22 protein-coding genes are annotated in these 26137 nt (G+C 47.0%); 11 read left to right on the forward strand and 11 right to left on the reverse strand.

Annotation, left to right across the window (positions count from 1 at the left end; translation table 11 throughout):
* Positions 1-38: 38 nt before the first annotated feature.
* The gene (locus BMW79_RS08575; RefSeq protein WP_089893183.1) at positions 39-4913 is read right to left on the reverse strand and encodes a PKD domain-containing protein; all 4875 of its coding nucleotides are present in this window, start codon (positions 4911-4913) and stop codon (positions 39-41) included.
* Positions 4914-5042: 129 nt separating this feature from the next.
* Here BMW79_RS08575 and BMW79_RS08580 point away from each other — a divergent pair, with 129 nt between their 5' ends.
* The 3 genes from BMW79_RS08580 to BMW79_RS08590 are packed head-to-tail and all read left to right on the forward strand — an operon-like array spanning position 5043 to position 6808.
* Positions 5043-5642, forward strand: a complete 600-nt coding sequence (locus BMW79_RS08580) for a methyltransferase domain-containing protein (protein WP_245752425.1) — start codon at positions 5043-5045, stop codon at positions 5640-5642.
* Positions 5624-6310, forward strand: a complete 687-nt coding sequence (locus BMW79_RS08585) for a rhodanese-like domain-containing protein (protein WP_089893189.1) — start codon at positions 5624-5626, stop codon at positions 6308-6310. Before BMW79_RS08580 ends, BMW79_RS08585 begins: the two co-directional genes overlap by 19 nt.
* Positions 6311-6328: 18 nt before the next feature.
* The gene (locus BMW79_RS08590; RefSeq protein WP_089893192.1) at positions 6329-6808 is read left to right on the forward strand and encodes a macro domain-containing protein; all 480 of its coding nucleotides are present in this window, start codon (positions 6329-6331) and stop codon (positions 6806-6808) included.
* A 197-nt stretch (positions 6809-7005) separates the two neighbouring features.
* Here the strand turns inward: BMW79_RS08590 and BMW79_RS08595 are convergent, their stop codons facing one another.
* On the reverse strand, positions 7006-8517 hold the full coding sequence (locus BMW79_RS08595) for a carboxypeptidase M32 (protein ID WP_089893195.1): 1512 nt from the start codon (positions 8515-8517) through the stop codon (positions 7006-7008).
* Positions 8518-8576: 59 nt separating this feature from the next.
* On the opposite strand from BMW79_RS08595, the gene BMW79_RS08600 reads away from it, so the two are divergent.
* The 5 genes from BMW79_RS08600 to BMW79_RS08620 all read left to right on the forward strand — a co-directional run bounded on the left by BMW79_RS08600 (position 8577) and on the right by BMW79_RS08620 (position 14756).
* On the forward strand, positions 8577-9671 hold the full coding sequence (locus tag BMW79_RS08600; protein ID WP_089893198.1) for a Nif3-like dinuclear metal center hexameric protein: 1095 nt from the start codon (positions 8577-8579) through the stop codon (positions 9669-9671).
* 3 nt (positions 9672-9674) lie between these two features.
* Positions 9675-10427, forward strand: a complete 753-nt coding sequence (locus tag BMW79_RS08605; RefSeq protein WP_089893201.1) for a zinc ribbon domain-containing protein — start codon at positions 9675-9677, stop codon at positions 10425-10427.
* Positions 10428-10709: 282 nt separating this feature from the next.
* The gene (locus tag BMW79_RS08610) at positions 10710-12197 is read left to right on the forward strand and encodes a tetratricopeptide repeat protein (protein ID WP_177192084.1); all 1488 of its coding nucleotides are present in this window, start codon (positions 10710-10712) and stop codon (positions 12195-12197) included.
* Between the two features lie 32 nt (positions 12198-12229).
* A complete protein-coding gene (gene recN / locus BMW79_RS08615) occupies positions 12230-13885 on the forward strand; it encodes a DNA repair protein RecN (RefSeq protein WP_089893206.1) in 1656 nt (551 codons plus the stop codon).
* A 58-nt stretch (positions 13886-13943) separates the two neighbouring features.
* Entirely contained in the window at positions 13944-14756 is an 813-nt protein-coding gene (locus BMW79_RS08620) for an enoyl-ACP reductase FabI (protein WP_089893210.1), read from the forward strand.
* 132 nt (positions 14757-14888) lie between these two features.
* On the opposite strand, the gene BMW79_RS08625 is transcribed toward BMW79_RS08620, so the two are convergent.
* Positions 14889-15110, reverse strand: a complete 222-nt coding sequence (locus BMW79_RS08625; protein ID WP_012794455.1) for a DUF2795 domain-containing protein — start codon at positions 15108-15110, stop codon at positions 14889-14891.
* A gap of 100 nt (positions 15111-15210) precedes the next feature.
* Between BMW79_RS08625 and BMW79_RS08630 the strand changes: the two genes are divergently transcribed.
* A complete protein-coding gene (locus tag BMW79_RS08630; protein ID WP_089893212.1) occupies positions 15211-15861 on the forward strand; it encodes an ABC transporter ATP-binding protein in 651 nt (216 codons plus the stop codon).
* Between the two features lie 5 nt (positions 15862-15866).
* On the opposite strand, the gene BMW79_RS08635 is transcribed toward BMW79_RS08630, so the two are convergent.
* From BMW79_RS08635 to BMW79_RS08645, 3 genes are read right to left on the reverse strand one after another with little or no spacing between them, the layout of a single operon-like run.
* Positions 15867-16766, reverse strand: a complete 900-nt coding sequence (locus BMW79_RS08635; RefSeq protein WP_089893215.1) for a histone deacetylase family protein — start codon at positions 16764-16766, stop codon at positions 15867-15869.
* Entirely contained in the window at positions 16763-17410 is a 648-nt protein-coding gene (gene pdeM, locus BMW79_RS08640; RefSeq protein WP_089893218.1) for a ligase-associated DNA damage response endonuclease PdeM, read from the reverse strand. The genes BMW79_RS08635 and pdeM overlap by 4 nt, the downstream gene beginning before the upstream one ends.
* 41 nt (positions 17411-17451) lie before the next feature.
* Positions 17452-19905: a ligase-associated DNA damage response DEXH box helicase gene (locus tag BMW79_RS08645; protein ID WP_089893220.1), complete on the reverse strand. Its 2454-nt coding sequence runs from the start codon at positions 19903-19905 to the stop codon at positions 17452-17454.
* A gap of 51 nt (positions 19906-19956) precedes the next feature.
* On the opposite strand from BMW79_RS08645, the gene BMW79_RS08650 reads away from it, so the two are divergent.
* Positions 19957-21282: an NCS2 family permease gene (locus BMW79_RS08650; protein WP_089893221.1), complete on the forward strand. Its 1326-nt coding sequence runs from the start codon at positions 19957-19959 to the stop codon at positions 21280-21282.
* Here the strand turns inward: BMW79_RS08650 and BMW79_RS08655 are convergent, their stop codons facing one another.
* The 3 genes from BMW79_RS08655 to BMW79_RS08665 all read right to left on the reverse strand — a co-directional run bounded on the left by BMW79_RS08655 (position 21283) and on the right by BMW79_RS08665 (position 23661).
* A complete protein-coding gene (locus BMW79_RS08655; RefSeq protein WP_089896835.1) occupies positions 21283-22314 on the reverse strand; it encodes a S66 peptidase family protein in 1032 nt (343 codons plus the stop codon).
* Positions 22315-22345: 31 nt separating this feature from the next.
* On the reverse strand, positions 22346-22741 hold the full coding sequence (locus BMW79_RS08660; protein WP_089893224.1) for an ester cyclase: 396 nt from the start codon (positions 22739-22741) through the stop codon (positions 22346-22348).
* 62 nt (positions 22742-22803) lie between these two features.
* Positions 22804-23661, reverse strand: a complete 858-nt coding sequence (locus tag BMW79_RS08665) for an AraC family transcriptional regulator (RefSeq protein ID WP_089893227.1) — start codon at positions 23659-23661, stop codon at positions 22804-22806.
* Positions 23662-23997: 336 nt separating this feature from the next.
* On the opposite strand from BMW79_RS08665, the gene BMW79_RS08670 reads away from it, so the two are divergent.
* The gene (locus tag BMW79_RS08670; RefSeq protein ID WP_089893229.1) at positions 23998-24582 is read left to right on the forward strand and encodes a hypothetical protein; all 585 of its coding nucleotides are present in this window, start codon (positions 23998-24000) and stop codon (positions 24580-24582) included.
* Here the strand turns inward: BMW79_RS08670 and BMW79_RS08675 are convergent.
* Both BMW79_RS08675 and BMW79_RS08680 read right to left on the reverse strand, forming a co-directional pair.
* Entirely contained in the window at positions 24560-25300 is a 741-nt protein-coding gene (locus tag BMW79_RS08675) for a hypothetical protein (protein ID WP_089893232.1), read from the reverse strand. The genes BMW79_RS08670 and BMW79_RS08675 overlap by 23 nt on opposite strands.
* Before the next feature lie 56 nt (positions 25301-25356).
* Positions 25357-26091: a hypothetical protein gene (locus BMW79_RS08680; RefSeq protein ID WP_089893235.1), complete on the reverse strand. Its 735-nt coding sequence runs from the start codon at positions 26089-26091 to the stop codon at positions 25357-25359.
* Positions 26092-26137: the final 46 nt, after the last annotated feature.

Here is a 26137-nt window from a genome sequence, read left to right on the forward strand (position 1 = left end):
CAAAATTTCCATTTGAGTTCTTTTTCAGCGACTTAGTGTTATCGGATAAGTGTCACATTCCCTTTCAGGAGGTTGACAGCTCCTTTATCGCAAACCAGTTCTACATAATAAACAAATACATCCGGGTTGAGTATCACGCCTTTAAAACGGCCATCCCAGCCTTTTGAAGGATCGTTGGTACTGGACCCGGTGCGTTCAAATACCAGCTGTCCCCAACGGTTGAAGATCCTGAAAACACGGATGGTTTGCATGCCTTGTCCCCTGATGTAGAAAATATCGTTCTGCCCATCGCCGTTAGGTGAAAAAGTATTGGGAATGAATACATTGCCCTCATTGCACACCAGTTTGATGGTAATATCATCACTGCTCTCACAGCCAAACTGGTTGGTAACCTTTACGTGATAGGTAATATCATCTGTAGGGGTAGCCGTAGGGGTTAGACAGTCGTAACAACTGAGGCCTTTTACCGGCGTCCATTCTGTTTTGATGATGTCTGCACTGCCGGTTACCGGTAAAGGGATAACCGAACCAGTGGCAATGACCATATCCGGTCCGGCATTTACTACCGGTGCGGAACGTACGTATACCCTGGCCAGCGCAGTATCTGTAAAGCAGTTACTGTTGTCGTAACCAACTACCTGGTAAGTGATATTGCCATCCGGGGTGGATGTGGGGCGTTGTATGTCTGCCCGGTTCAAGCCCCTGGCAGGAATCCATTGGTAGCGCAATGCGCCGCCTGCGTTCATTTGTACACTTTCACCCGCACATATTTCTGCGTCCTGGGCATATACATGGAATGGTTGCGTGACAGATACCCTCACTTCCCCTTTATTCGTGCAACCGTATTCGTTAGTTGCCGTGACTTTATACACCGTATCGATATCAGGTTTTACCTGCGGCGATACGCTGGCCGGATCAGAAATATTATAGTTCGTCCAGTCTACCATTACATTAGTGGTAGTATTGGCCTGTAGCTGTAGTACAGTCCCCCGGCAGATTTTAGACTCCATCGGAGATGGGTTTAATATCGGGGAAGGATTGATTACCATGTTTGCCGTGGTCACGGAAGGGCAGGAACCATCGGCGTTGGTGATGGTTAATGTTACCGGCACAGTACCCGGGCTGTTCAATGCTATTTCCGGAGGTACCCGGTCAGTATAGGTTTTATCGGTTCCCACCTGCCATAACCATTTGGTGCCGGTGAGGTTCCTGGTGTCGCTGCCTGATAACTGAAACTTGCCCGATACACAAAGTGGGAGTATCGGTGCGATCACTGCCACAGGTTGTGGAGGAATAACTACAGGGAGTATTTTTTCATCAATACAGCCATAAGCGCTGGTCACGGTGAGCTTCACATTGGTAGTTCCCGGTTGCGGATAATTGAATGAGCCGTTGAATGTAGTGGCGTTATTATCAGGATTACCGGGTACCCCAAAATCCCAGGCATTGGTGAAGTCGAGCGCAAGGGAATCTTTAGTTAATGTTTTACTCTTGTTGGTAAAGGTAACCAGTCCGCCGCCACATACCTGGAAATCGTCGGTAGTGAAGTCTGCAGTGGTTTTGTCTACAATGATTTTGTCATTTCCATCTGCCTTTACCACACATCCCTGGTCATCCAATAAGGATACACGCGGATAATAGATACCGGATTTTACGTAGGTATGTGCGGGTGACACCGGTGTTTTGGAAGTCAGTACGGTACCATCGTCAAAGTCCCACATGTAGGTGTCTGTTTTGGTAGAAGTGGCGGTGACGCTAACGGTTAGTGGTACACAACCTTGTGTAGGCGTGGTTTTCATGGTGCCGTCGGGGCCTTTGATCGTAATAGGCAGGGTAGTAGTGCTGGAGCAGCCACCTTCTGCGTATACGGTCAATATTACATCGTATGTTTTTGCGCGGGCGTAGATGTGTACATCCGGATCATTCTTCGATGAAGTGCCGTTATCTCCAAAATCCCAGTGGGAGTTTACAAAATCTGTAGAAGTGTTGGTGAATAATACTTTTACCGGCGGACACAGATCCAGGTTAGCGGGAATGGTGAATGAGGCTTTAGGATCCGGTACGGTGATGAGATTTGTTTTCGTGATTTCATCGGTACATCCTGCTGCAGTTATTACTTTGAGCACTACATTATATTTGCCGGGAGCGCTGTACACTTTCACCGGTTGGTTGCCGGTACCGGTAGTTTTATCGCCAAAGTCCCAGGTGTAGCTGGTTACATTGCCTTCCGACTGGTCTACGAAAGTGAACGATTTATCGAGGCAGGCCACATTGGACGGCACTATAAAATCCGCTTTTACCCGGTCGAAACGGATTACCTGCGTGGCTTTCGCTACGCAACTAAATTTGTCTGTTACAGTAAGTACAACCGTATAGTCGTTTGCGTTAGTATAGGTATGTTTGATACCGACGGGTTGTGTCGTGTAATTTTCTTTTGCCGTTTGATCACCGAAATCCCATTCCCAGTTCAATATCTGGTTACCTGCGCTGGCGGTTGATTTGTCTGTAAAGCTGAAGATTTCATCTTTACATCTCTTCCCGGTAAAATCAAAATCAGGGTCCGTACCGTTTACGTCGATGCTGATAGGTGGTGCGTCGCGCGTACAGCTGTTTTTATCGGTGATAGACAGCTTGATAGTGAACGTACCTGTTTTATTGTAGGTATGGGAAATGCCTTTGGTGGGATCAAAGTTGTAGGCAGGAATATTTTGCACGGGGCTTCCATCTCCCCAGTCCCAGTTGTATTCATTGACATTGGCGTTGTTGATAGGACCTAATGAAATGTTGATGGCTTCTCCTTTACAGATCCTTGGTTTGTCGGAACTGATGACAGGTTTCTCGTCAATGATGTTAACAGATTGCGTGGTGGTAGAAGTGCAGATTCCATTATCGATGGTGAGTCTTACCTGTTTCAATCCGGTAGTCAGGTAAGTGAAGTCCGGATTTTGATCCGTGGAAGTGGCGCCATTTTCACCGAATTCCCAGAGCCAGGTTTTCACTGGTGTTGGAATTGGACCGAATGTAGAATTGTCGGTAAACTTGCGGTGATAAGGATTCACACAATCCGGAGCAGTTTCAAAACGTGCGATGGGTGGAATGATCTGTATATAATTCCGTTTAATCAATTGTTCCACGCAGCCGTTGTTGTTTACTTCGAGGATGATATCGTGGTTACCGATTTCATTAAAAGTGTGATTAGGATTTTCATCGGTACTGGTGCTGTTGTCCTGCACAAAAATCCAGGTCCAGGAAGTACCGCGTGGAACGGAGAGATTGGTAAATTGCACCGGATCTTTAGCACAGGATTTCAGTGGTGTAGCCACGAAATCTACTACAGGTTTGGTGCCCGCCATGATAATGGTAGTACCGGTAGCCGTACATCCACCTGCGGTAGTCACCGTAATAGAAACGGTGTAAGTACCCTGTGCCGTGAAAACATGATGAGGTCTGGCATCGGTAGAAGTGGCGCCATCTCCGAAATTCCATGCGTAACTCACAATAGGATCGGTGATGTCCAGTTCCACGTAGAAGTCTACCGGTAAAGGAATACAGCCTTCCTGTATACTGCGGTAGATACTCAGGTTAGGTTTGGCAATGCTGATGTAACGTGGTTTATTGACTGTTTTACTACATCCTGAAGCATTGGTAGCTACGAGACTGATATCATAAATACCTTCCCGTGTATAAGTATGCGAGGGGTTTTCCAGCATAGACGTTGTGCCGTCTCCGAAATTCCATAGCCAGCTGGTGGCGCCGGTTGATTGTGCATTGAACTGTGTGGTAAAAGGTGTGTTACAGGCACTGATTGGCGTAGCTACGGGGTCAATCTGCGGAGATGGATTTACATGAATGGTTTGTTGTATTTCTTCCATACAGGTGCCTAAAGTGGCCTGCATCTTCACAATATAGTCGCCCGGTGCAGAGAATTGTTTCACTGCATCTGTGCTTGTTTGTGTGGTACCATCCGGAAAAGCCCATGTAACCTGGTCTGGTGTAGGTTGAGTGGTATTGGTAAAAGTAACCGGTTGATCAACGCACAGCGAAGAATAAGTGAATGCCGGTTTTACTTTTTCGATAATGATATACTCTGTTTTAACCAGTGGGGTGGAGCAGCCGCCGGGAGTAGTAGCTGTGAGTTTTACGGTATAGCGTCCTTCCTTCGTGTAGGTGTGTTGGTTAGTTTGCCCGGTGCTGCCGTCTCCGTAATCCCAGGTGTAAGTAACCGGATCAGGAGAGTTGTTGACGGTGTTATTAAAAAAATTAACAGTAAACGGAGTAACGCAGCTTTGTGTTTTATCTGCAGAAAAAACAGGTGTGGGTGCTTTTTCTACCTTAATAGGTACCGGGCCTTTGAAGTTAGTACAGCCGTAGGAGTTAGTAACGGCGCTGATAACATTGTTGGTACCTGCATTTGTATATACATGTGTCACATTGGGACCGGTAGCGCCGCTACCATCGCCAAAGTCCCAGGTAATATCCCTGATGGTGCCATCGCCGGGGGTAGACTGATCCTGGAAAGTGCTGCTGAACGGTGCGCATCCGGTAAGGCCTCCCATGGTGAAATTAACAGTGGGCTTGTTGTACACCTGAATGTCAATTTGCCTGACGATTACATTGCCTGGTCCGTATGTAGCGGTGAGTTTTACGTGATAAATGCCGGGATCCTGGAAAGTTTTGGAGGGGGCCAGGTCATTGGTAATATTGGCGCCCAGTCCGAAGTCCCATTCCATTTTCTGGTATCCTGCATCCAGCGTAGCGGTGAAGTTTACCAGGAAAGGTGGGCATCCTGCCCGTTTATCGGCATTAATGGTAACTGATTGTGCATGCGCAGACATGGCCAGGGCCATCACCGGCAGCAAACCATAGAAAATATGTCTTATGACAATCCGTAAATAATACTGTAGGCTTTTCATGGCATAGGTTGGCGTTAAGGCCGGTCATAGGTGTATTCAAAGCATAAAAATAGTGATAATGTTTGGAAATGCGATGCATTTATCTATATGGCTGAATGGCCGTAACTTAGCAAAAAAAGAATGTCAGATATGGATAGTCAGTACTGGAACAACAGGTATGTGAATGGGGATACAGGCTGGGATATGGGCGCTGTTTCTCCTCCGTTAAAGGAATATATTGATCAACTGGTGGATAGGGATATTCGTATACTCATTCCCGGTGGCGGCAACAGCTATGAGGCGGCATATCTGGCAGGACTGGCTTTTAGCGATATCACCGTATTGGATATCGCGCCTGTGTTAGTAGAACAACTACAGGAGAAATTTGCACGCACCCGTGTAAAAGTATTAGAGGAAGATTTTTTTAATCATACCGGCACTTACGACCTGGTATTGGAGCAAACTTTTTTCTGCGCCATAGATCCCTCACGGAGAGCAGATTATGTAAAACATATGCATTCGCTGATTGCACCGGACGGGCATCTGGCAGGTGTGTTGTTTAATCGTCATTTCACACAGGAAGGGCCACCATTCGGCGGTACAGAGCAAGAGTACCGCGATTTATTCTCCCGGTGGTTTGATATAAAAACGTTACAGACCTGTTATAATTCTCACCCTGCCAGACAGGGATATGAATTGTTTGTTAATTTTATGCCGAAAATAAGGAAGATATGGGACGTTTTTTATTAGCTGTATTACTGTTGTGCTCCGGCATAGCGGCCATGGCGCAACAGAAGGTAGATGCTGGCGAATTTGATAAGGATATCAAACAGAAGGATGCACAGGTTTTTGATGTGCGTACCACCGGTGAATTTAATACCGGACATCTTCCGAATGCCCTACAGGCTGATTATACTAAGAAAGAAGAATTTAAGGACCGTGTTCAATATCTCGACAAACACAGAACCGTTTATATTTACTGCCTGAGTGGTGGCCGTAGTACTGCCGCTGCCAAATGGATGAGAGAAAATGGTTTCAATGACGTAGTAGAACTGGAAGGTGGTATCAACGCCTGGAAACAGGCCGGCAAACCACTGGATGGTGAAGCTTCAAAGCAACCGGAATTGAGCGTAGCTGATTATAACAAAGCCGTAAAGGTGAAGGGATATGTGCTCACTGATGTAGGCGCAACCTGGTGTCCACCGTGTAAGCAGATGGAACCTGTGCTCGTGCAATTCTTTCAAAAGCATTCGCAGGTGAAGAAGGTTATGGTAGATGGTGGAAAAGATGAGCAAGTGATGAAATCAGTCAATGCTACGAAGTTGCCTACGTTTATTGTTTATAAAGATGGTAAAGAGATTGCGAGGAAGGAAGGTGTGATGGAATTGAAAGAGTTGGAGAAACTGGTTGGATTGTAACTTGTAATTGTTAACCTCATGATCATAAATTATATCACAGGCGATGCTCTTAAGCCTGTTGGCGAAGGAAATAAAATCATTGTACATGTATGCAATGATATCGGCGCCTGGGGAAAAGGTTTTGTGTTGCCGCTTGCGAAAAAATGGCCCAGAACAAAAGCCGTTTATCTTGATGCATTTAAATCCGCTACCCCTCCTCAATTAGGAGATATTCAATTGATTAATGTTGAACAAAATATGTGGGTCGTCAATATGATTGGCCAGCATAAAATAACTACCCGTCAGACGAAAGGAGGTATTCCTCCTGTAAGGTATGAAGCGATTCTCGCAGCTTTGCGGCAGGTGGCTGTTATTGCAACAGAACTATCGGCGGCTGTACATATGCCCCGGATTGGCTGCGGATTGGCAGGTGGTACCTGGGATAAGATTGAACCGCTTATCCAGGATGCGTTTTCACCGGTGGAAGTGGGAGTGTATGTGTATGATCTGGCGGAGTAATATTATTTGCCAGGACTGGGGAAGCGGAGGGTTTTTTTATGAAGTCATTATGATAAAGTAGGAGGATATTCAGAGAAATCAAAAAACTCCGCAAAGAAATTAACCTGCAAAAGAAAAGGGCCTCCTGAAAAAAATTGGGAGATAAGTGCCTATCCATCCGGCCCTTATCTCCCAAAAGTAAAAATCAGTTTAATCAATTAAAACCCATAGATCCCGCCATACTTCCCATGCGCATATCCGAGGAAATCTCTGAATGCCAGCGGCTTTCCGGTTACCTTTTCACATAACTCATTCGAAGTGTAAAATCTTCCAAAAGGATGAATATTGGTGCGCAACCATTCCAGCAGTGGTTGATAGTTACCACTGGCGATGCTGGCATCCAGGCCGGGTACCTGTTTTTGTGCAGCGGTAAAGAATTGCGCTGCATAGAAGCTGCCGAGGGAATAAGTCGGGAAATAGCCAAAGCTACCGTGCGACCAGTGAATATCCTGCAATACGCCTTGTACATCATCCGGCACGGTTACGTGCAGGTATTGACGGTAGTATTCATTCCAGGTTTCTTTCAGGTCTTTAACGGCGATGCTGCCATCGATGAGTCCTTTTTCAATTTCATAACGGATCATGATATGAAAATGATAGGTCAGTTCATCCGCTTCGGTGCGGATCAGCGAAGGTTGTACTTTGTTGATTGCTTTATAAAACGCATCCAGGGATACCTGTCCGAGATTTTCGGGAAAAAGTTGCTGGAGGCGTGGATAGTGATGTTGCCAGAAGATCAGGCTGCGGCCTACGTTATTTTCCCAGAGGCGGGATTGTGATTCGTGTATACCCAGACTGGTGGCTTCTCCACAGGGCAGGCCATATTGCTCGGTGGGAAGTCCCTGTTCATAGAGCGCGTGACCGCCTTCATGGATGCAGCTCCAGGTCATGTTGCCGAAATCATTTTCATCGATGCGGGTGGTAACTCTTACGTCCTGCGGGTTGAAGCTGGTAGTGAAGGGGTGCTCTGAAATGTCCTGGCGACCTGCTTTCAGGTCGTATCCCATATTTTTCAGGATACCTATACCGAATTTCCATTGGGCATCGCGGTTGTAGTGGAGATGCAGAAAATCTTTATCTACGGGTGGTTGTTGTTCAATCTGGGCGAGGAGCGGCGACAGGGCAGTTTTCACTTCATTGAAAATAGTATCCAGCATGCCGGTGTTGGCTCCTTTTTCGTATTCGTTCAGCAGGGCGTTGTAGGGATGGCCTTCATAGCCGAGGATATCTGTTTCCTGCCTTTTCAGTTCAATCATCCGGCCAAGGGCAGGGGCAAAGATGCTGTAATCATTGGCTTTACGGGCTTTGATCCAGGCATGATAACTTTCGTTGGTAACTTTCGACATTTCCGCCACAAAGGCTGCGGGATATTTCTTATTCTTTTCAAAATCTTCTGTGGAGAGGAGGATGTTTTTCTGTTCTACCGGATCCAGGGTGGTATTGCCTTTGATGGCCTGGAGAATGTTATCCAGTTCAGGAGCGGTAAACAGTTCATGGGCGATGGTGCTGAGGGTGGTGATCTGCTGGCCACGGAAACCGGCGCCTTTTTCAGGAAGGTAGGTTTCCTGGTCCCAGCCCAGTACGGCCAGGGCATTTCTTACGTCTGCAATTTTTTGCATTTTTATTTTGTAATCCGCATATTGTTCTGCTGTAGATTTGCTTCCGGGCATAAAATATAATTTTTTGCAAATTTAGTAGATGCCGGTAAGAACCATTAATTTTTGCAGATATGAAAATAAAAGAGATCATTCAGGCAATTGAGCAGTTTGCGCCTTTGCAATACCAGGAGAGCTACGACAATGCAGGGCTCATTTTCGGTCGGGCCGATGTGGAGGTCACGAATGCTCTACTGACACTGGATGCAACGGAGGCGGTCGTTGATGAGGCCATTGAGAAGGGTTGTAACCTGGTGATTGCCCATCATCCGATTGTTTTTGGAGGATTGAAAAAGATCAATGGCAACAATTATGTGGAGCGGGTGGCGATTAAGGCCATCAAGCATGACATAGCGGTGTATGCGGCGCATACCAACCTGGATAACGTACGGAACGGGGTTTGTGCGCAGATGGCGGGCAAGCTGGGACTGGAACAGACCCGGGTATTACAGCCAAAGAAGGGGTTGCTGAAAAAGTTATTCACATTTGTGCCTTCGGCAGATGTGGAAACGGTAAGGGCTGCTTTGTTTGAAGCGGGCGCGGGCCATATCGGCAATTATAGCGAATGTAGTTTTAATGCCACCGGCGAGGGCAGCTTTAAGGGGGCGGAAGGCACTGATCCTTATGTAGGTACGCCGGGAAAAAGACATTTTGAGGCCGAAATAAAGTTAGAAGTAATTTTTCCGGTATATTTGGAAGGTAAAATTTTACAGGCGTTACTGAGCAGCCATCCATATGAAGAGGTGGCTTATGATGTGGTAAGCCTGGATAATGCTTATCAGCAGGTAGGTTCAGGTCTGGTAGGGATCTTACCGGAAGCGATGGAAGAGCTGGAGTTTCTGCAGTTTGTAAAGGAGCAGTTCCGGACCGGTTGTGTGAAATATACTCCTTTAAGGGGGCGTTCTGTAAAAAAAGTGGCGTTATGTGGAGGGGCAGGCAGTTTCCTGTTAAAACAGGCGATTTCGGCTGGTGCAGATGCCTACATATCATCAGATTTCAAATATCACGAATTTTTTGACGCTGATAATCAATTAATTATAGCAGATGTCGGACATTTTGAGAGTGAGCAGTTCACAGTGGAATTATTTTATCATATATTGACTGAAAAATTCCGTAATTTTGCGCCTCTTAAATCTACGATTAAAACAAACCCGGTAAATTATTTATAATACATGGCAACCGTAAAAGAATACTCCGTTGAAGAAAAATTAGCGTCTGTACTCAGATTGCAAAAGATTGATTCCAAGCTGGATGGGATCCAGGTGCTGAAAGGGGAGTTGCCGATGGAGGTAAAAGACCTGGAAGACGAGATCGAAGGCTTGAATACACGTCAGTCTCACATTGAGAATGAAATGAAAGGTATACAGGACTTTGTTGCCAGCAAGAAAAACGCTATCAAAGAAGCGGAAGCGCTGATCAAGAAGTACGAGAAGCAGCAGGATAATGTGAAGAACAACCGTGAGTTTGAAGCCATCACCAAAGAAATGGAGATGCAGGCGCTGGAAATCAAACTGGCAGAGAAGCATATCAAGGATGCTAACGAAGAGATCAAAGAGAAGAGCCGCGTCCTGGAAATGGCTAAGAAAGCTGTTGCAGATAAGGAAGCGAACCTGAAGCATAAGAAAGGTGAACTGGAAAAGATCATCGGTGAAACAGATAAAGAAGAGAAAGCTTTCTACAAGGAAAGTGAAGAAGCTAAATCAAAGGTAGATCCACGTTTACTGCAGGCTTACGAGAAAATCCGTAAGAACTACCGTAACGGTCTGGCTGTGGTAACAGTAGAGCGTGATTCCTGCGGTGGTTGCTTCAATGCGATCCCTCCTCAGCGTCAGGCAGAAATCCGTCAGCACAAAAAGATCATCGTATGTGAGCACTGTGGCCGTATCCTGGTAGACAACGACCTGGAAGCGACAGTTACCATCTAATATCGCACTGATCACTTATATTATTAAAAGGACATCCTGAGGATGTCCTTTTTTTATGTGCCTATGTGCATAAAAAAATATACTAATTTATTTAGTTTTGTTTTACTAATTATATTAGCTTTGTGATCATTGCGGTTGCGCAAGTACCTTGCGTAGTAGTTCTTTTATTTTGTGGCAGGGAATTCGCTGAAACAGGTCAACATTTAAAAAATGTGAAATGTTATTTGGGATTTGGAAGATGATATGAGAGATTTGGCCTTTAATTCTGGAATTTTTCCCCGTATGCGTATTATTTTTTCGTTGTTGTTATTGTTGAGTGTTGGATTTAACGTGAGCGCCAGGCAGAAGGAATTTGACTTTAATACCCGCTGTGAGCAGGCATATGATGCCATCATGCAGTTGAGGTTAAGTACTGGCAGGGCTTTGCTGGAGGCAGAGAAAAAAGAGCACCCGGATAACCTGGCGCCTTATTTCCTGGAGAATTACGCGGACTTTTTCCCGCTCTTCTTTAATGAAGATCCGGCTGAGTACTCCAAAAAAAGGAGTCTGAGGTCTTTCCGGCTCAATAAAATGGCCGAAGGTTCCCCTGACTCTCCCTACTATCTGTACACACAGGCAGCGATCAAATTTCAATGGGCACTCATCAAAATCAAGTTCGATGAAAAATGGGACGCAACCTGGGAAATCCGGAAAGCTTACATGATGCTGAAAGAAAACCAGCAACGGTTTCCCAACTTCGTTCCAAATAACCTGCTGCTGGGAGCCATGCAAACCGTATTCGGCACCATCCCGGAAGGGTATAAGTGGATTACAAATATCCTGGGCCTCAAGGGCAGCATGAAGGAAGGAATGGCGAATGTGAACAAGTTCATTGAGAGCAATGCACCGGAAGCGAAGATGTTCCGGGAAGAATCTTACTACTACTATTGCTACCTGATGTTGTTTATTGTGAATAAACCGGAAGAAACGTGGGATTTCCTCCAACGGAAACAGCTGGACACCAAAAACAATTACCTGTTTGCACTCATGGTAGCCAACCTGTCACTTAATAACCAGAAAGCAGCTACCGGCATAAAAGTATTACAGGAACGCAATGACACTGCGGAATACGCTGAGATGCAGTATTTCAATTATGTCATGGGCCTCCTGAAATTAACCCGGCTCGACCCGGATGCACATACCTACCTGGAAAAGTTTGTCAATAACTTCAAAGGCAAGTTCTATGTGAAAGAATGTTTGCAGCGACTGAGCTGGTATTATTACCTGGAAGGAAACCAGGCCATGGCCGATAAATACCGCGCCATGATCCTGACCAAAGGCGGACTGGAAACAGATGCAGACAAACAGGCGCTGAAAGAAGCCAAAACCGGCAAGTGGCCCAATCCCTTTTTGCTCAGGGTAAGGTTACTGAGCGATGGCGGCTACTTTAACAAAGCCCTGGCTCTGCTGCTGACAAAGAAAGCCGCTGAATTCCCCGCCATGGAAGATAAACTGGAGTATGCCTACCGGCTGGGCCGCATCTATGACGAAAGCGGACAAGACGATCAGGCCATCGCCATGTACGAAGTAACCGTGAAAGTGGGCGCCAACAGGCCGGAATATTATGCGGCCAGAGCTTCCCTCCAAATGGGTTACATTTACGAAAAGAGAAATGAAAAAGCCAAAGCCATAGAATGTTATCAGCATTGCCTGAACATGAAAGGCCACGATTATAAAAATTCCCTTGATCAGCGAGCCAAAGCAGGCATACAGCGGATCAACGGAACCTGAGCTTTCAACATCATAAAGGAATTTCCTTACTTATGTTACAGCGATTAACGATCAAGAATTACGCAATTATCGATCACCTGGAAGTTGACTTCTCAGGGAACCTGAATGTGATCACCGGTGAAACCGGCGCAGGTAAATCTATCTTACTGGGAGCCCTTTCCCTTATCCTGGGTGAAAGAGCAGATCCCGGTGTACTATTCGATAAAACCGGCAAATGTATCATAGAAGGACTCTTTAAAGTAAAGAAATCCCAGGTCGCCGCTTTCTTCCAGGAACATGAACTCGACCTGGAAGATCAGCTCATCATCAGAAGAGAAGTAAGCGCCACCGGCAAATCCAGGGCTTTTGTCAATGATACGCCTGTAAACATCTCCCAGCTGTCTGAACTCAGTGGCTACCTGGTAGACCTGCATCAGCAATTTGATACCCTGGCACTTGGTAATGCCGATTTCCAGCGGGAGGTCATCGATGCCCTGGTCAACAAGCCGAACGAACTGCAGCAATATCATCAGCTGTTTATTCAGTATCAACAGGTACAGAAAAAATATAAACAACTTCACGATAACCGCGACAACGCCAACAAAGAGCTGGATTACAACCGCTTTCTGCTGGATGAACTCTCGGAAGCCGGCTTCAACGCCAATGAAATAGAGGACCTGGAAACAGAACTCCAGACCTTGAGCCATGCCGAAGAAATCAAGAATACCCTCAACAGAGTGTATTTTCAGCTGAAAGAAGACGAACAACCGATCTTACAACAGTTGAAACAACTGCAATCTTCCCTGCAGGGGCTCGCCGCTTTTCATAAAGACATGCCCGCCCTGTCTGAACGTCTGTTATCCGTGTACCTGGAATTACAGGATATCGCCGGAGAAGTGGAAACCATCAATGATCACGTGCAGTACGATGCACAACGCATTGAACTGGTCAATGAAAGAATGGCACTCGGATACCGCCTGTTTAAAAAACATGCGGTACAAACCACCGGCGAACTGCTGGCCATTAAAGACGAACTGACACAGAAAGTGGACAACGTCCTGAACCTCGATGAACAACTGGCCTCGCTGGAACTGGAACAGGCCCGCCTGAAAGAAACCCTGGAGAAAGCCGCCGCCATCATTACAGAACAACGCCTGGAGCAGTCTGCTCCTTTTGAAAAACACGTCAACACCCTACTGGCACAGGTAGGTATGCCTAATGCCCGCCTGAAAGTAGCCATCATAGCTGGCGAACTGAATCCTTACGGACAGGACACCATCGACTTCCTCTTTGATGCCAACAAGAGTAACCAGTTTGCACCTGTAGGTAAAGTTGCCTCCGGTGGTGAATTGAGCCGTATCATGCTTTGCATCAAATCACTGGTAGCCCAGTCCGTAGCGCTGCCTACGCTCATTTTTGATGAAATCGATACCGGTATTTCGGGAGAAGCCGCCCGCCAGGTAGGCGTTATTCTGAAAGATCTGGCCAAATCACACCAGATCATTGTGATCACCCACCAGCCACAGATTGCCGGAAAAGCGGATGCACACTACTTCGTATACAAAGACGCGAAAGCAGATAAAGTAACGACCAGCGTACGTTTGCTGACCAATGAAGAAAGGGTCAACAAGATTGCCCAAATGCTGAGTGGCGAGCGCCCTACAGCAGCCGCACTCGAGAATGCCCGGGAAATGCTGACAGTGCATTAATAACAGCTTTTTTTTTCAACTATAACGACTATTTTTGCCGAAATTAATTTTTGACCAAATGGCTCATAACTTATTAAAAGGGAAGAAAGGTATCATCTTCGGCGCACTGGACGAAAAATCTATTGCCTGGAGAACTGCACTGCGTTGTGTGGAAGAAGGCGCTGAAATTGTGCTTACCAATGCCCCTATTGCCCTGCGTATGGGTGAGATCAACAAACTGGCGGAAACCTGCAAAGCACCTGTTATTCCGGCGGATGTAACCAATATGGACGATCTGGCCAACCTGTTCAACAAATCCATGGAGCACTTTGGTGGCAAGATCGATTTCGTGCTGCACTCTGTAGCAATGGGTATGAATATCCGTAAAGGCAGAAGCTATACTGATCTGGATTACGATTTTAATCACAAAACTTTTGATATCTCTGCGATGTCACTGCACCGCGTATTGCAAACAGCCTACAAACTGGATGCACTGAACGAATGGGCTTCCGTAATTGCATTGTCTTATATCGCGTCTCAGCGTGTATTCCCTGACTATGGTGAAATGGCTGATGCCAAAGCACTCCTGGAATCTATCGCCCGCAGCTTCGGCTACCACTATGGTACTGCTAAGAAAGTGCGCGTAAACACCATCTCCCAGTCTCCTGTTAAAACAACTGCAGGTGGTGGCGTAAAAGGCTTCGACGGCTTCATGACTTATGCAGATGCTATGAGCCCGCTGGGTAACGCTACTGCTGACGAATGCGCTAACTACGCCGTAGCCATGTTCTCCGACCTCACCAAAATGGTGACTATGCAGAACCTGTTCCACGATGGTGGTTTCTCCTTCACCGGTGTTTCCAAACCAGTGATCGACCAGATGGAAAAATAAATTACAGGCTGAATGAAAAGATTTCTTTTCATTCAGCCCTGGAAGATACCAAAATAAAAGCCGCTTCCCTTATCAGGAGCGGCTTAGTAATTATTTGTCATAGTTGATGGGAGGCGCTGTCAGCGATAATGGCTAATACTCATCCTCATTAAAGAAGAAGTCATCCTGCGACGGATAATCAGACCAGATATCTTCAATCCCCTCATAAATTTCTCCCTCATCCTCCAGCTCCTGAAGGTTCTCGATTACTTCGATCGGTGCACCGGAACGAATGGCGTAGTCGATAAGTTCGTCTTTAGTAGCTGGCCATGGAGCGTCCTCCAGGTATGAAGCTAATTCTAATGTCCAGTACATCTTATTAAAATTTTTACTTTTTAATTTTTCGCAAAAGTATTATTTAATTTGAAATAAACAACTTTTACTATTTTATCGGTTAATTACTTTTCTTTGGGTTATGCTAACCGCTCGCAATGTTACCAAAAATTATTCCAAATTACCCATATTAAAAGGGGTGGACATTACTGTCAGTAAGGGGGAGATTGTTACTATCGTTGGTTCCTCCGGAGCCGGCAAGAGTACCCTGCTCCATATCCTTGGAACGCTGGATACGCCCACTGATGGCGAAATCTGGCTGAATGATGTCAATCTGACGGGTTTAAAGGGGAACGCCCTGGCGGATTTCCGGAACCGTCATATTGGCTTTATTTTCCAGTTCCATCACCTGCTGCCGGAATTCACCGCCCTCGAAAATGTTTGTATTCCTGGCTACATCGCCGGCACCCGGAAAAGCCAGGTAAAGGAAAAAGCGGTCTTCCTCCTGGAAACACTTGGCCTGAAAGACCGACTGGAGCATAAACCCAATGCCCTTTCCGGTGGAGAACAGCAAAGAGTAGCCGTGGCCCGCGCGTTGATCAACAACCCGGATGTAGTGATGGCAGACGAACCCACCGGTAACCTCGACTCCCGTAATGCCCGCGAACTACACCACCTGTTCATGGAATTGCGCGATAAACTGCAGCAAACCTTTATCATCGTGACTCACAACGAAGAACTGGCCCCCATGAGCGATCGCCAGCTGGTAATGAAGGACGGGAAAATTATTTAAGGAACTTATCCATAGATCCTGATACCCGCCTTAAACGTCTGGCAATGTGCATTTACAATATCCCGGATATGTGTGGAGTAACCACCACCCATCGCCACCGCACATGGGATGTTATGCTTTCTCAGCCAGTGGAAAACCATTTCATCCCGCTCCAGGCAGCCCTGTGGCGTTACTTTTAGCTTTCCAAACTTATCGGTTTCCAGGATATCCACACCGGACAGGTAAAACACCAGGTCTGGCTTCACCCGGTTAATCAGCACAGGAAGCGCTTCTTCCAGTAACCCGAGATAGGTGCCGTTATCCATGCCGTCTGTTAATGGAATATCCCAGTCAGACACTTCTTTATGAAACGGGTAGTTATGCGCCCCATGCATACTGAACGTATATACATCGGGGTTATCCGCAAACAACGCGGCGGTGCCATTGCCCTGGTGTACATCCAGGTCGATGATCAGCGCCTTGCGGATGCGCCGCTTATGCAGCAGGTAATTGGCGGCCATTGCAAAATCATTCAACAGGCAGAAACCTTCCCCATGATCTGCAAAGGCATGATGGGTACCACCGGCCACATTGAAGCCAATACCATGTTCCAGGGCGTGTAAGGCAATGTCTGCAGTGCCTTGCGCAATCACAATTTCCCGCATGGTCAGTTCCGGCGATTGGGGAAACCCTATTTTCCGCTGTTCCCGGGGTGTCAGCGTCTGATCTCTCAGCTGATGCCAGTAGGCAGCCGTATGTGTTAACAGGATATTGTCTTCGCTGGCAGGCTGCGGCGCAAACAACTGCTCCGGTGTAATTACGCCTTCCCTAAGCAACTGAGCGGGGATCAGCTCATACTTCAGCATCGGAAAACGATGATCTGCCGGCAAAGGATGGGCATATATGTCGTGAAAGGCAATTTTCATTGTGCGCGTATAATCGATTTTCCGGCGATTACAAACACCGGATCGCGTTCGTCGGGGTCAAGGGTGGCGAAGCCGGTAAAGTCGCCGAATGCGGGTAAAATGCCGCAATGCCGGCCAAAATAGAAGCAGGGTAAACGCAGCCGTTGCCGGCCGGCCCCGTACATCACAAATGCCGGGTGCAGGTGCCCGGAAAAAGTATAGGCAAAGCCATTGCTGTCTTCACAAGGCTCATGGATAAAATGGATATCGCGCAAAGTAAGCGAAGGATGTACCCGGATAGCCAGTTGTTCATACACTTCTTCCGCCATAATATCGTGGTTACCTTTTACCAGGTCGAAGATGATCTGCGGAAACTGCTGCCGCCACAACCGGAAATATTGTACTTCATTATTTTCCCGGCTATGAAACATATCACCTACTATGATGATCCGCTCCGGCAGGTAATGTGTAATCAGTTGCTGTAAACGGAAAAGGTCTTCCTGTACAATTCCCGCCGGCACGGCAATACCGGCTTTACGGAAATGCGCCGCCTTGCCCAGGTGCAGATCTGAAAGGATCAGCGCTTTTTCTTCTTCCCAGAAAATAGCCCGCTGGGGCGATAAATGCCAATGCTGTTGCTGAAAGTGAAATATTTCCCCGACCACTGAATCAAACGTTTTTTTATGAGGTGCAAATTATAAATTTCTTAACCGTTCACCGTGATCAATTTTTTGATCCGGTCTTCCAGCTTCTCACTGGTCATGGTATCACGAAGACTGTCTACTTTAATCGGGAAACAGAAGGGTGTCAGCTTTTCCGGATTCGTTATTACAATGCGGCTCACGGCGATCCGCTCCAGCGTTTCGCGTAACCTCGCTTCTTCCATCTGGTAGAAAAAAGCTTCGTTGAAAGCCTGCTTCAACAGGAGATTCGACGGATCGTAGTCGCCGAATACATTGAACAGCAGCGAAGCAGACGACTGCAAATGCCGGTTGGCTTTATGTTTACCGGGGTATCCCTGGAAGATGAGGCCTGCAATCACCGCAATGTCGCGGAATTTGCGCCGGGCCATTTCGGTAGAATTGACGCTGGTCTGCAGTTCTGTGAGCAGGTTTTCGGTAGAAAATAACTGCTTCGCGTTGTCTGCTGTCAGCGGAATAGGCTGGTCAGACAGCAGTTCAAAGCCATAATCATTCATGGCAATGGAAAAGGTGATAGGCTGGATCCGGCTGATCCGGTAGGCCAGCAAAGCCGCCATCACTTCGTGTACCAGCCGGCCCTCGAAAGGATATACGAAGAGATGATAACCGTCTTTTGTTGTTATATGCTCAATCAGCAATTCGTTGTCTTTGGGAATGTGTGATAACTCTTCCTGCAGGTTGAACAGCGGTTGCAACGCAATCAGTTCCGGGTCTTTTGTATTCCGGGATAAGGCCTCATTAAATTTTTGCCGCAGCATCCGGCCCAGATTGGACGATAACGGGATACGGCCGCCCTGGTAACTGGGAACAATAGACCGTTTGGAATTTGATTTACGCACGAGTACTGTCATATCCTTGATCAGCACGAATTCCAGGTTGCGGCCAGCCAGTGTGAAAGCATCTCCGGGGGATAACCGGGAAATAAAACTTTCTTCAATGACGCCGATATAACCGCCACTCATGAACTTTACTTTCAGCATGGCGTCACTCACGATGGTGCCTATATGCAAGCGGTGGCGCATAGCCATCATCCGGCTGCGGCAGATATAGAAATCGCCTTCCCGCTCTACTTTTTTGAATTCATCATAGCTGCCAAGGGCATCGCCTCCGGTGGTGAGGAAGGAGAGGAGCCATTGCCAGTCATCTTCCGTAATATGCTGATAGCAGAAGGTATGACTTACTTCTTCCCAGATCTCTGCGCCATAGAATCCATCCGATACGGCCAGTGTCATGAGGTATTGCAGCAACACATCATAGGCGAGTAACACCGGCATGCGGCTCTCTATCAGATCCTGCTCCATCGCTGCTTTCAACGCGGCAGCTTCTACCAGTTCCAGCGCATGGGTGGGCAAAAAGAAGATCTTGCTGATAGCGCCTGGTTGGTGACCGCTACGTCCGGCCCTTTGGAGGAAACGCGCCACGCCTTTCGGGCTGCCCACCTGGATCACACTGTCTACCGGCCGGAAATCCACGCCCAGATCAAGACTTGCCGTGCATACCACCGCTTTCAGGATACCATTGTGCAGGGCCTCTTCCACCCATATACGAAGCTCCATGTCAATGGAGCCGTGGTGTAATGCCAGGGCGCCTGCCAGCATGGGGTCTTCCCGCAGCAGGGCCTGGTACCATAATTCTGACTGGGAACGGGTATTGGTAAAGATCAGTGTAGTCTGGCTGTCGTGGATAATGGGCAATGCCTGCGGCAGCATTTTAATACCCAGGTGCCCGGCCCAGGGATAGTTTTCTATCTCGTGAGGAATCACACTTTTAAGCGCGATATTTTTTTTCAGTTTGGCCCGGATAATCAGGCCATTGGAATGGTAAGGCCCTAGCAACACTTCCATGGCTTCATCAAGATTGCCGATGGTAGCGGAAATGCCCCATACTTTCAGTTTCTCTTTACGCAATCCTCTCAACCGGCTCAGACCGAGTTCCACCATCACGCCACGTTTGCTGCCTATCAGCTCATGCCACTCGTCTACTACTACTGTTTGCAGATGTTTGAACAAAACAGGATATTCCTTCTGCGCCAGCAGCAGGTGCAGGCTTTCCGGTGTGATGATCAATACTTCCGGCATCTGTTTTTTCTGGGCGGCCCGAGTAGCCACGGGCGTATCACCACTGCGGATACCTACCTGCCAGGGAACATTCAGTTCCTGCAAAGCGCTTTCCATGGCCCTGCCCAGGTCTTTGGCCAATGCCCGCAAAGGCGTGACCCATAATAGCTGTAAACCGTTTTTTGTTTTTTGGGTATAGTCTTTCGGATGCGCATCTATCCATGCGATAACGGCTCCGAGAAACAATGAGAAGGTTTTCCCGAAGCCGGTAGGTGCATTCACAATCCCTGATTTATCCTGCAGATAAGCCTTCCAGGCATCTTCCTGGAATTTAAAGGGCTTCAGCTCTTTTTCGCCCAACCATGTAGTAATCACTTTCCATCCACCCGAACGTTGTTGCATAGAATGAAATTAGGACAAAATGATAAATCGTGAAACGCTTATTTTTGCAGCATGCTCGCAAAATTTTTCCGGCTCTCCGAACATCAGACTACAGTAAAGAAAGAAGTACTGGCAGGGTTAACTACCTTTTCCACCATGGCGTATATCCTGGCGGTGAATCCCAGTATCCTGTCCCGCACCGGCATGGACTTTAACGCCCTGATCACCGCTACCGCCCTGGCAGCCGCCATTGGTACGCTGGTAATGGCATTATATGCAAGATTACCCATCGGCGTGGCGCCGGGTATGGGACTCAATGCTTTTTTTGCCTATACCATTGTGTCGTCCATGGGTTATAGCTGGCAGTTTGCGCTCACGGCTGTATTCCTGGAAGGGATCATCTTCATTATTCTATCGATGTTCAGGATCCGGGAGGCCATTATCAACAGTATTCCGGAGAATCTGAAACATGCGATTTCGGTGGGGATCGGGTTATTGATCGCGTTGATAGGTATGGCCAATGCGGGCATTATTGAAACAGGGATGCATCATGTAGGTGATGGAAAACTCGATGGGGTTATCCTGAAAATGGGAGATGTGACGAGTATCGGGCCTTTGATTGCGCTGATCGGGCTGATTATAAGTGCCGTGCTCATGTATAAAAATGTAAACGCGGCCTTGCTGATAGGTATCCTGGCGGCTACGGTAGTGGGGATTCCACTCGGCATTACTCATTTCCCGGAAAATGGGCACCTGGTGAGTTTACCGCCTTCGCTGGCGCCGATTGCGTTTAAACTGGAGTTCAATAAAATATTCACCATGGACATGGTGATGATCCTTTTCACGCTGCTGATGGTGAACCTGTTTGATACGGTAGGTACGCTGATTGGTCTGTGTAATAAAGCCGGTCTGCTGGATGAAAACGGCCGTATTCCCCGCGCAAAGCAGGCGCTGATGGCCGATGCTATTGGTACTACTGCTGCAGGTTTATTAGGTACCAGTGTGGTCACCGCTTATGTGGAAAGCGCCAGTGGTATTGCCGCCGGTGGTAAAACCGGTTTAACCTCCTTCACGGTAGCCATCATGTTTTTGTTGTCCCTCTTTTTTGCACCCGTATTTGCCATGATTCCCCAGGCCGCTACAGCGCCGGCTTTGATCATAGTAGGTATGCTCATGATGGGAGCTGTTACGAAAATTGATTTCAACGATGTTACAGAAGCCATCCCCGCTTTCCTGGCCATTGTGATGATGCCTTACAGCTACAGCATTGCAGAAGGAATTGTGTTTGGTATGTTGTCTTATGTGCTGCTGAAGGTACTCACTGGCCAGTATAAACGTATCAGTCCGGTGATGTATATACTGGCGGTGCTGTTTATCATCACCTTCTTTGTGAAGTAATTATTCTTTCAGGGTCACAGCGTCATCGCCTACATACAGGGAGTGCATCATGCCGCATTTCAGGGCATAATTATTTTTCTGATGTCCTACGGGAAAATTGAAACATACCGGGTAGCTGAATTCTTTCACTTTTTCCATTACCATATCGTATACGGTACGGCCAAATTCTTCGCCGGGATCATCCGGTTTGATGCGGTTAAAGCCACCAATGATGAGGCCTGCGAGGTTATCCAGTTTGTGCGAACGCTGCAGGGTGCCCAGCATACGGTCGAGGCTATACGGATATTCCCCTACCTCTTCGAGGAACAGGATCTTTCCGTTGGTGTCAATTTCGGAATCGGTACCGGACATACTCTGAATGATCGACAGATTGCCGCCGGTGAGTACACCCCTTGCTTTCCCTTTTCGGTTGCGCGTATCGGGTTGTGTGCTGTATTGCATTTTTTTGCCGGTGAGCGCCTGGTAGACGGACATGATGGTGTCCTGTACAATAGGCTCTGCTTTGCGGAAATCGTCGGGGAAGCTGTTGCACATTTTGGAGTGCAGGGAAGCAATGCCGAAGTGCCTGCTGATATGACAATGCAAGACCGTTGCATCGCTGAAACCAATCACCCATTTGGGTTTGCGTTGAAAGCGGGAGAAATCAAGTTTATCCACAATCCTGGCAGTGCCATATCCGCCGCGTCCGCACATAATGGCCTTAATGTCTTCATCATTCAGCATCGCTTGCAGGTCTGCCAATCTTTCTGCATCTGTGCCGCCAAAGCTATAGTCGCGGTCGCCAACGGTTTTGCCTATACGAATATTAAATCCCCAGCTTTCCATTATACGGATAGCGGGTTGTATTTCATCTCTGCTGATATATCCTGCGGGGCAGGTGATACCGATAATATCACCGGGCTTCAGATAAGGAGGAACGAGTGGCTCCTTCTTATCTGAAGGAATAGGTAATCCAATGCCAGCCAGCGTTTGCAGTGCAGGTAATCCTGCACCGGTGGCAACAAGAGCAGACAAAAAGTGCTTGCGGTTCATACGCTTAAAATAAGCATATTTCAGCAAATAACTATAAGGTGATCATTTCACGGATAGACCAGTGGGCTTTGTAAAGGCCGTCTTTCAGCTGTACAATATCAATGATCCGCAAGGTTGCTTTTTTACCGGTGGCGGCATGTCCCATGAAAGGTCCGCTGAGCGTGCCTGTAAAGGCCTTATGGGTTACTACTTTATCATCTTCCGCTATCATATCAAAAATTTCCAATTGAAGATCCGGCATAGCCGGATGTAATAACTGCAGAATAAAATCACGGGTAGCAATACGATCGCCATTGCCATTTGGTGCAGTGTGATTAATAAAATCGGGGGCTACAATTTCCTCAAAGGCGGTCAGATCTTTTTTTACCAAAAATTCTTCATTGAATCGTCTTACTACGGCTTTGTTTTTTTCTGATAGTGTTTGCATGTCATTCTTTTTTATGACTACAAAATTACCAGGGAATAGTTGCCGCCAGTAACGGGAAAAGCTCAGATAATTGCTTTTTTGGCTCTGATATGGCTGGGCGTGATGCCATAGGTCTGTTTAAAGATGCGGATAAAATGGGAACTGCTCTCAAACCCGCAGTTCATGGCTATTTCCGCTACTTGCTGCGAAGTGGTTTCCAGTAATGTGCGTGCGTAGGATAGCCGTTGTTCGTTGATCCAGCGGCGGGGTGACGACTGGTATTGCTGTTGAAAATCGCGCTTGAATGATGCCAGGCTGCGTCCGGATAATTTGGCCATTTCTGCCAGCGTCAGCGGCTGGAATAAATGTTGTTTTACAATGAAAGCAATGTCCTGTGGCTGCGCATATACTATCTGTTGCAGGAAAGCGAGTACGGTATTACGTTGCGGACTGGCCAGCAGTAAAAGAAATACTTCATACAATTTTACAGACAGTAAAGCCCCCAGGTTAACCGGTTCCTGCGAAAAGTAAGAAAGATATTGCTCCCGGAAAGCTTCCAGCAACGGGGTAATAGGCAGGGTGAGATAATCAGCTGTAGCGCCTTGTACAGGCGTGGTATAATTGAATTTATGAAGGAACCTGCGCAGTTGTTCATCTGAAAAATATAACAACAGACTTTTAAACTGCAGGCCATCTTCCACAAAGTCAGACATGATATAAAAGCCCCGCTTCATCAGTAGCAGGGAGCCTGCTTCTACTTTTACGGTACCACCATCGAAGTGCAACAGCTTGTACCCCGACAACACAAATATCATCACATTCTCTTTCAGAAACAGGGTACGTTTATCCGCCTTATTGCGCTGTTTCAGCATAGCGAAATGCGTATTGCCGGATTTCAATATATGCTGTCCGTCCTGATCTATGGGGAATTTGAGTAACATGAGTGTAAAGTTACAGCATTTGTAACATCCGTAAAAGGGTATTCCCCTTGCGGTGCCAACCGGAAGGGGAATAGAACAATGGGGAAAAGCCGGGCTATGCCAGTGCCCCTGCTGTAAAGGGAGGCGTAAATAATAGCGTTGTTTTCATGCGTAAAAAGTTAGTGTGAAATGTTACAGTTTTTATGTTGCTACAATAGGTCTTACGAAGTAAATTTATACGCCCAAATGTTAAGGAAATCCTTATAGATTCATTTTCGCATCTTTTTAACTTTTATATGTTTGAAATGTTAGTGTTAGTGGCAGTATTTTTGGAATACCGTCTTAAAACCTGATACGATGCGTTTACTTATAGTTTTCTTGATATTGATAACGGGTACTTCCCTGGCAAGTGCACAGCAAAATGCCTGGCTCATTGTACCTGGAAAATCCATCGGGCAGATCAAACTGGAATCGCCGGCGCAAAGCCTCGCGGTGTTAGGAAAACCGGATGGCGGAGATGCTGCTATGATGAAAGCCTGGCGGATCTGGTATAGCCGTAAAAAGGATAAGCGCATAGATTCTTCACACATGCTGGCGGTATTCACCGCGATGCGTACGCAGGATACCCAGTATGTGAAACAGATCAGGGTCAATTCTCCTAAATTCAGAACAGCCAAAGGGGTAGGACCCGGAAGTACGATCGCAACTATAAAAAAGGCTTATCCGGATATCCAACGGGTACAGGCATACGAATCTGCCAACAAAGCCAGGAAAATAGTAGTCTTCCAGGATACTAAACAGGGGATAGCTTTTGAAACCGTTAATTCACGGAGTAAAAAGCCGGTTTGTTCCATGGTTGTTGTTTTTGATCCGGGAGAATCAGCCGCCGGGGTACTCGATTTTCATGCAGGCTTTGACCTCATGACACCGGTAGCGCCGTAGGTGTGCTTTTCTTTTTATTCCGTCTTTCCTGGTATTGTTCCCATTTTCTTTTTCGCTCTTCCTGCTTCAGGTTGCGATAATATTCTTTGCTATGCTTAAAATGTTTTGGTGGATGCGGACCATAAATAGGTACGCCGATGTTGTAAAGTAAGGCCATGGTGAAAATACCTTTTACATCGGGGTTATTGTTGCTGAAATTAAACATATAGGAAGAATGAAGGCTCCAGGAAGAATTGCCAATGGGAAAATTAATGCGGCCATCGAGCACAAGGCCGTGGGCGTGCAACTCGGCGCTGTCTAAGCCGGGAGCATAATCTGTTACACGGGAGGCATTATGTGTGCCATACCCAACCCCGGCGGAATAGCCCATGTATCTCCGGCTGCCAGGGGTGGCAGCATTGCCAAAAGTATAATTTACCGTTACGGGAATGTTCATCATCCAGCTTATTTTCATTGGGCCGCGCCGGTCAACAAATTTGCTTTCGCGGTAATCCCATTGTCCACAGGGGCCCATAGCCATGCAGGCGCCGATAGAAAGACTTTCATGCGGGGAAAACGTATAGAAATTGAACCTGGGTTCAAAGGTAAAGGCGAATGCACTGTGACGGTAAGCACCTATGCCACCAAGACCAACAGCGCTCTGGAAAGATTGTTGCTGGGCGCTGGCAATCAGGGAAGTATGCAGGCAAACAACGAGCGTCAGATAGAGATACTTCATACGAATAAGATAGTTTGGGCAACGAGCCTTTTGAGGAATATAGTATTTAAAATATTTTACAGGGTGCTATCAGCTGGTATCCCCTTTCTTTTATTCCGTCTTTCCTGGTACTGTTCCCACTTTCTCTTCCGTGCTTCCTGGTTAAGATCCTTGTAGTATTGTTTGCTATGCCGGAAGGGTGGTGGTTCTTTCGGAACATTGACATGGACACCGATATTGTAGAGCAACGACATCCCGAAAATACCTTTCACATCTTTATTGAGCCGGCCGAAATTGAACATGTAGGATGGCTTGAGACTCCAGGAAGAATTTCCCACCGGAAAATTGAACAGCGCATGGAGGACCAGTCCGTGCGCCTGTAAGTAAAGACTATCCTGGCCGGGTAACGGATCTGTTTTCCGCACGGCCCGATGAGATCCGTAACCGATACCCAGTGTATATCCAAAATGTTGATAGCTTTTAGGGGTAGCAGCGTTGCCGTAGCTGTAGTTGATAGCAGCAACAGCATCCATCATCCAGGGAAAGGAAAGCAATTCACGGTACTTTGGCTGCTGGGTGCGGTAGTCGTCGTTAATGGAAGGGCCCATAGTCCAGCTACCGGTTAGCGACAAAGCAGACTTTTCAGAAAACTGATGAAAATTGAACCTGGGCTCATAAGTGAATCCCAGGGCACTGTGGTGATAGCCACTAAAATAGCCGGTACCAACAGCGGATTGAAAAGACATTTTCTGGGCGGTAACAGTAAGGGTAGTATGTAGGCATACTATCAGGGTGAGGTAGAGATATTTCATGTAAATGAAACGGACAAAACCGATAACAGGTTACATGAAACGAAAA

The sequence above is a fragment of the Chitinophaga arvensicola genome (assembly GCF_900110835.1).
Taxonomy (GTDB): Bacteria; Bacteroidota; Bacteroidia; order Chitinophagales; family Chitinophagaceae; genus Chitinophaga; species Chitinophaga arvensicola.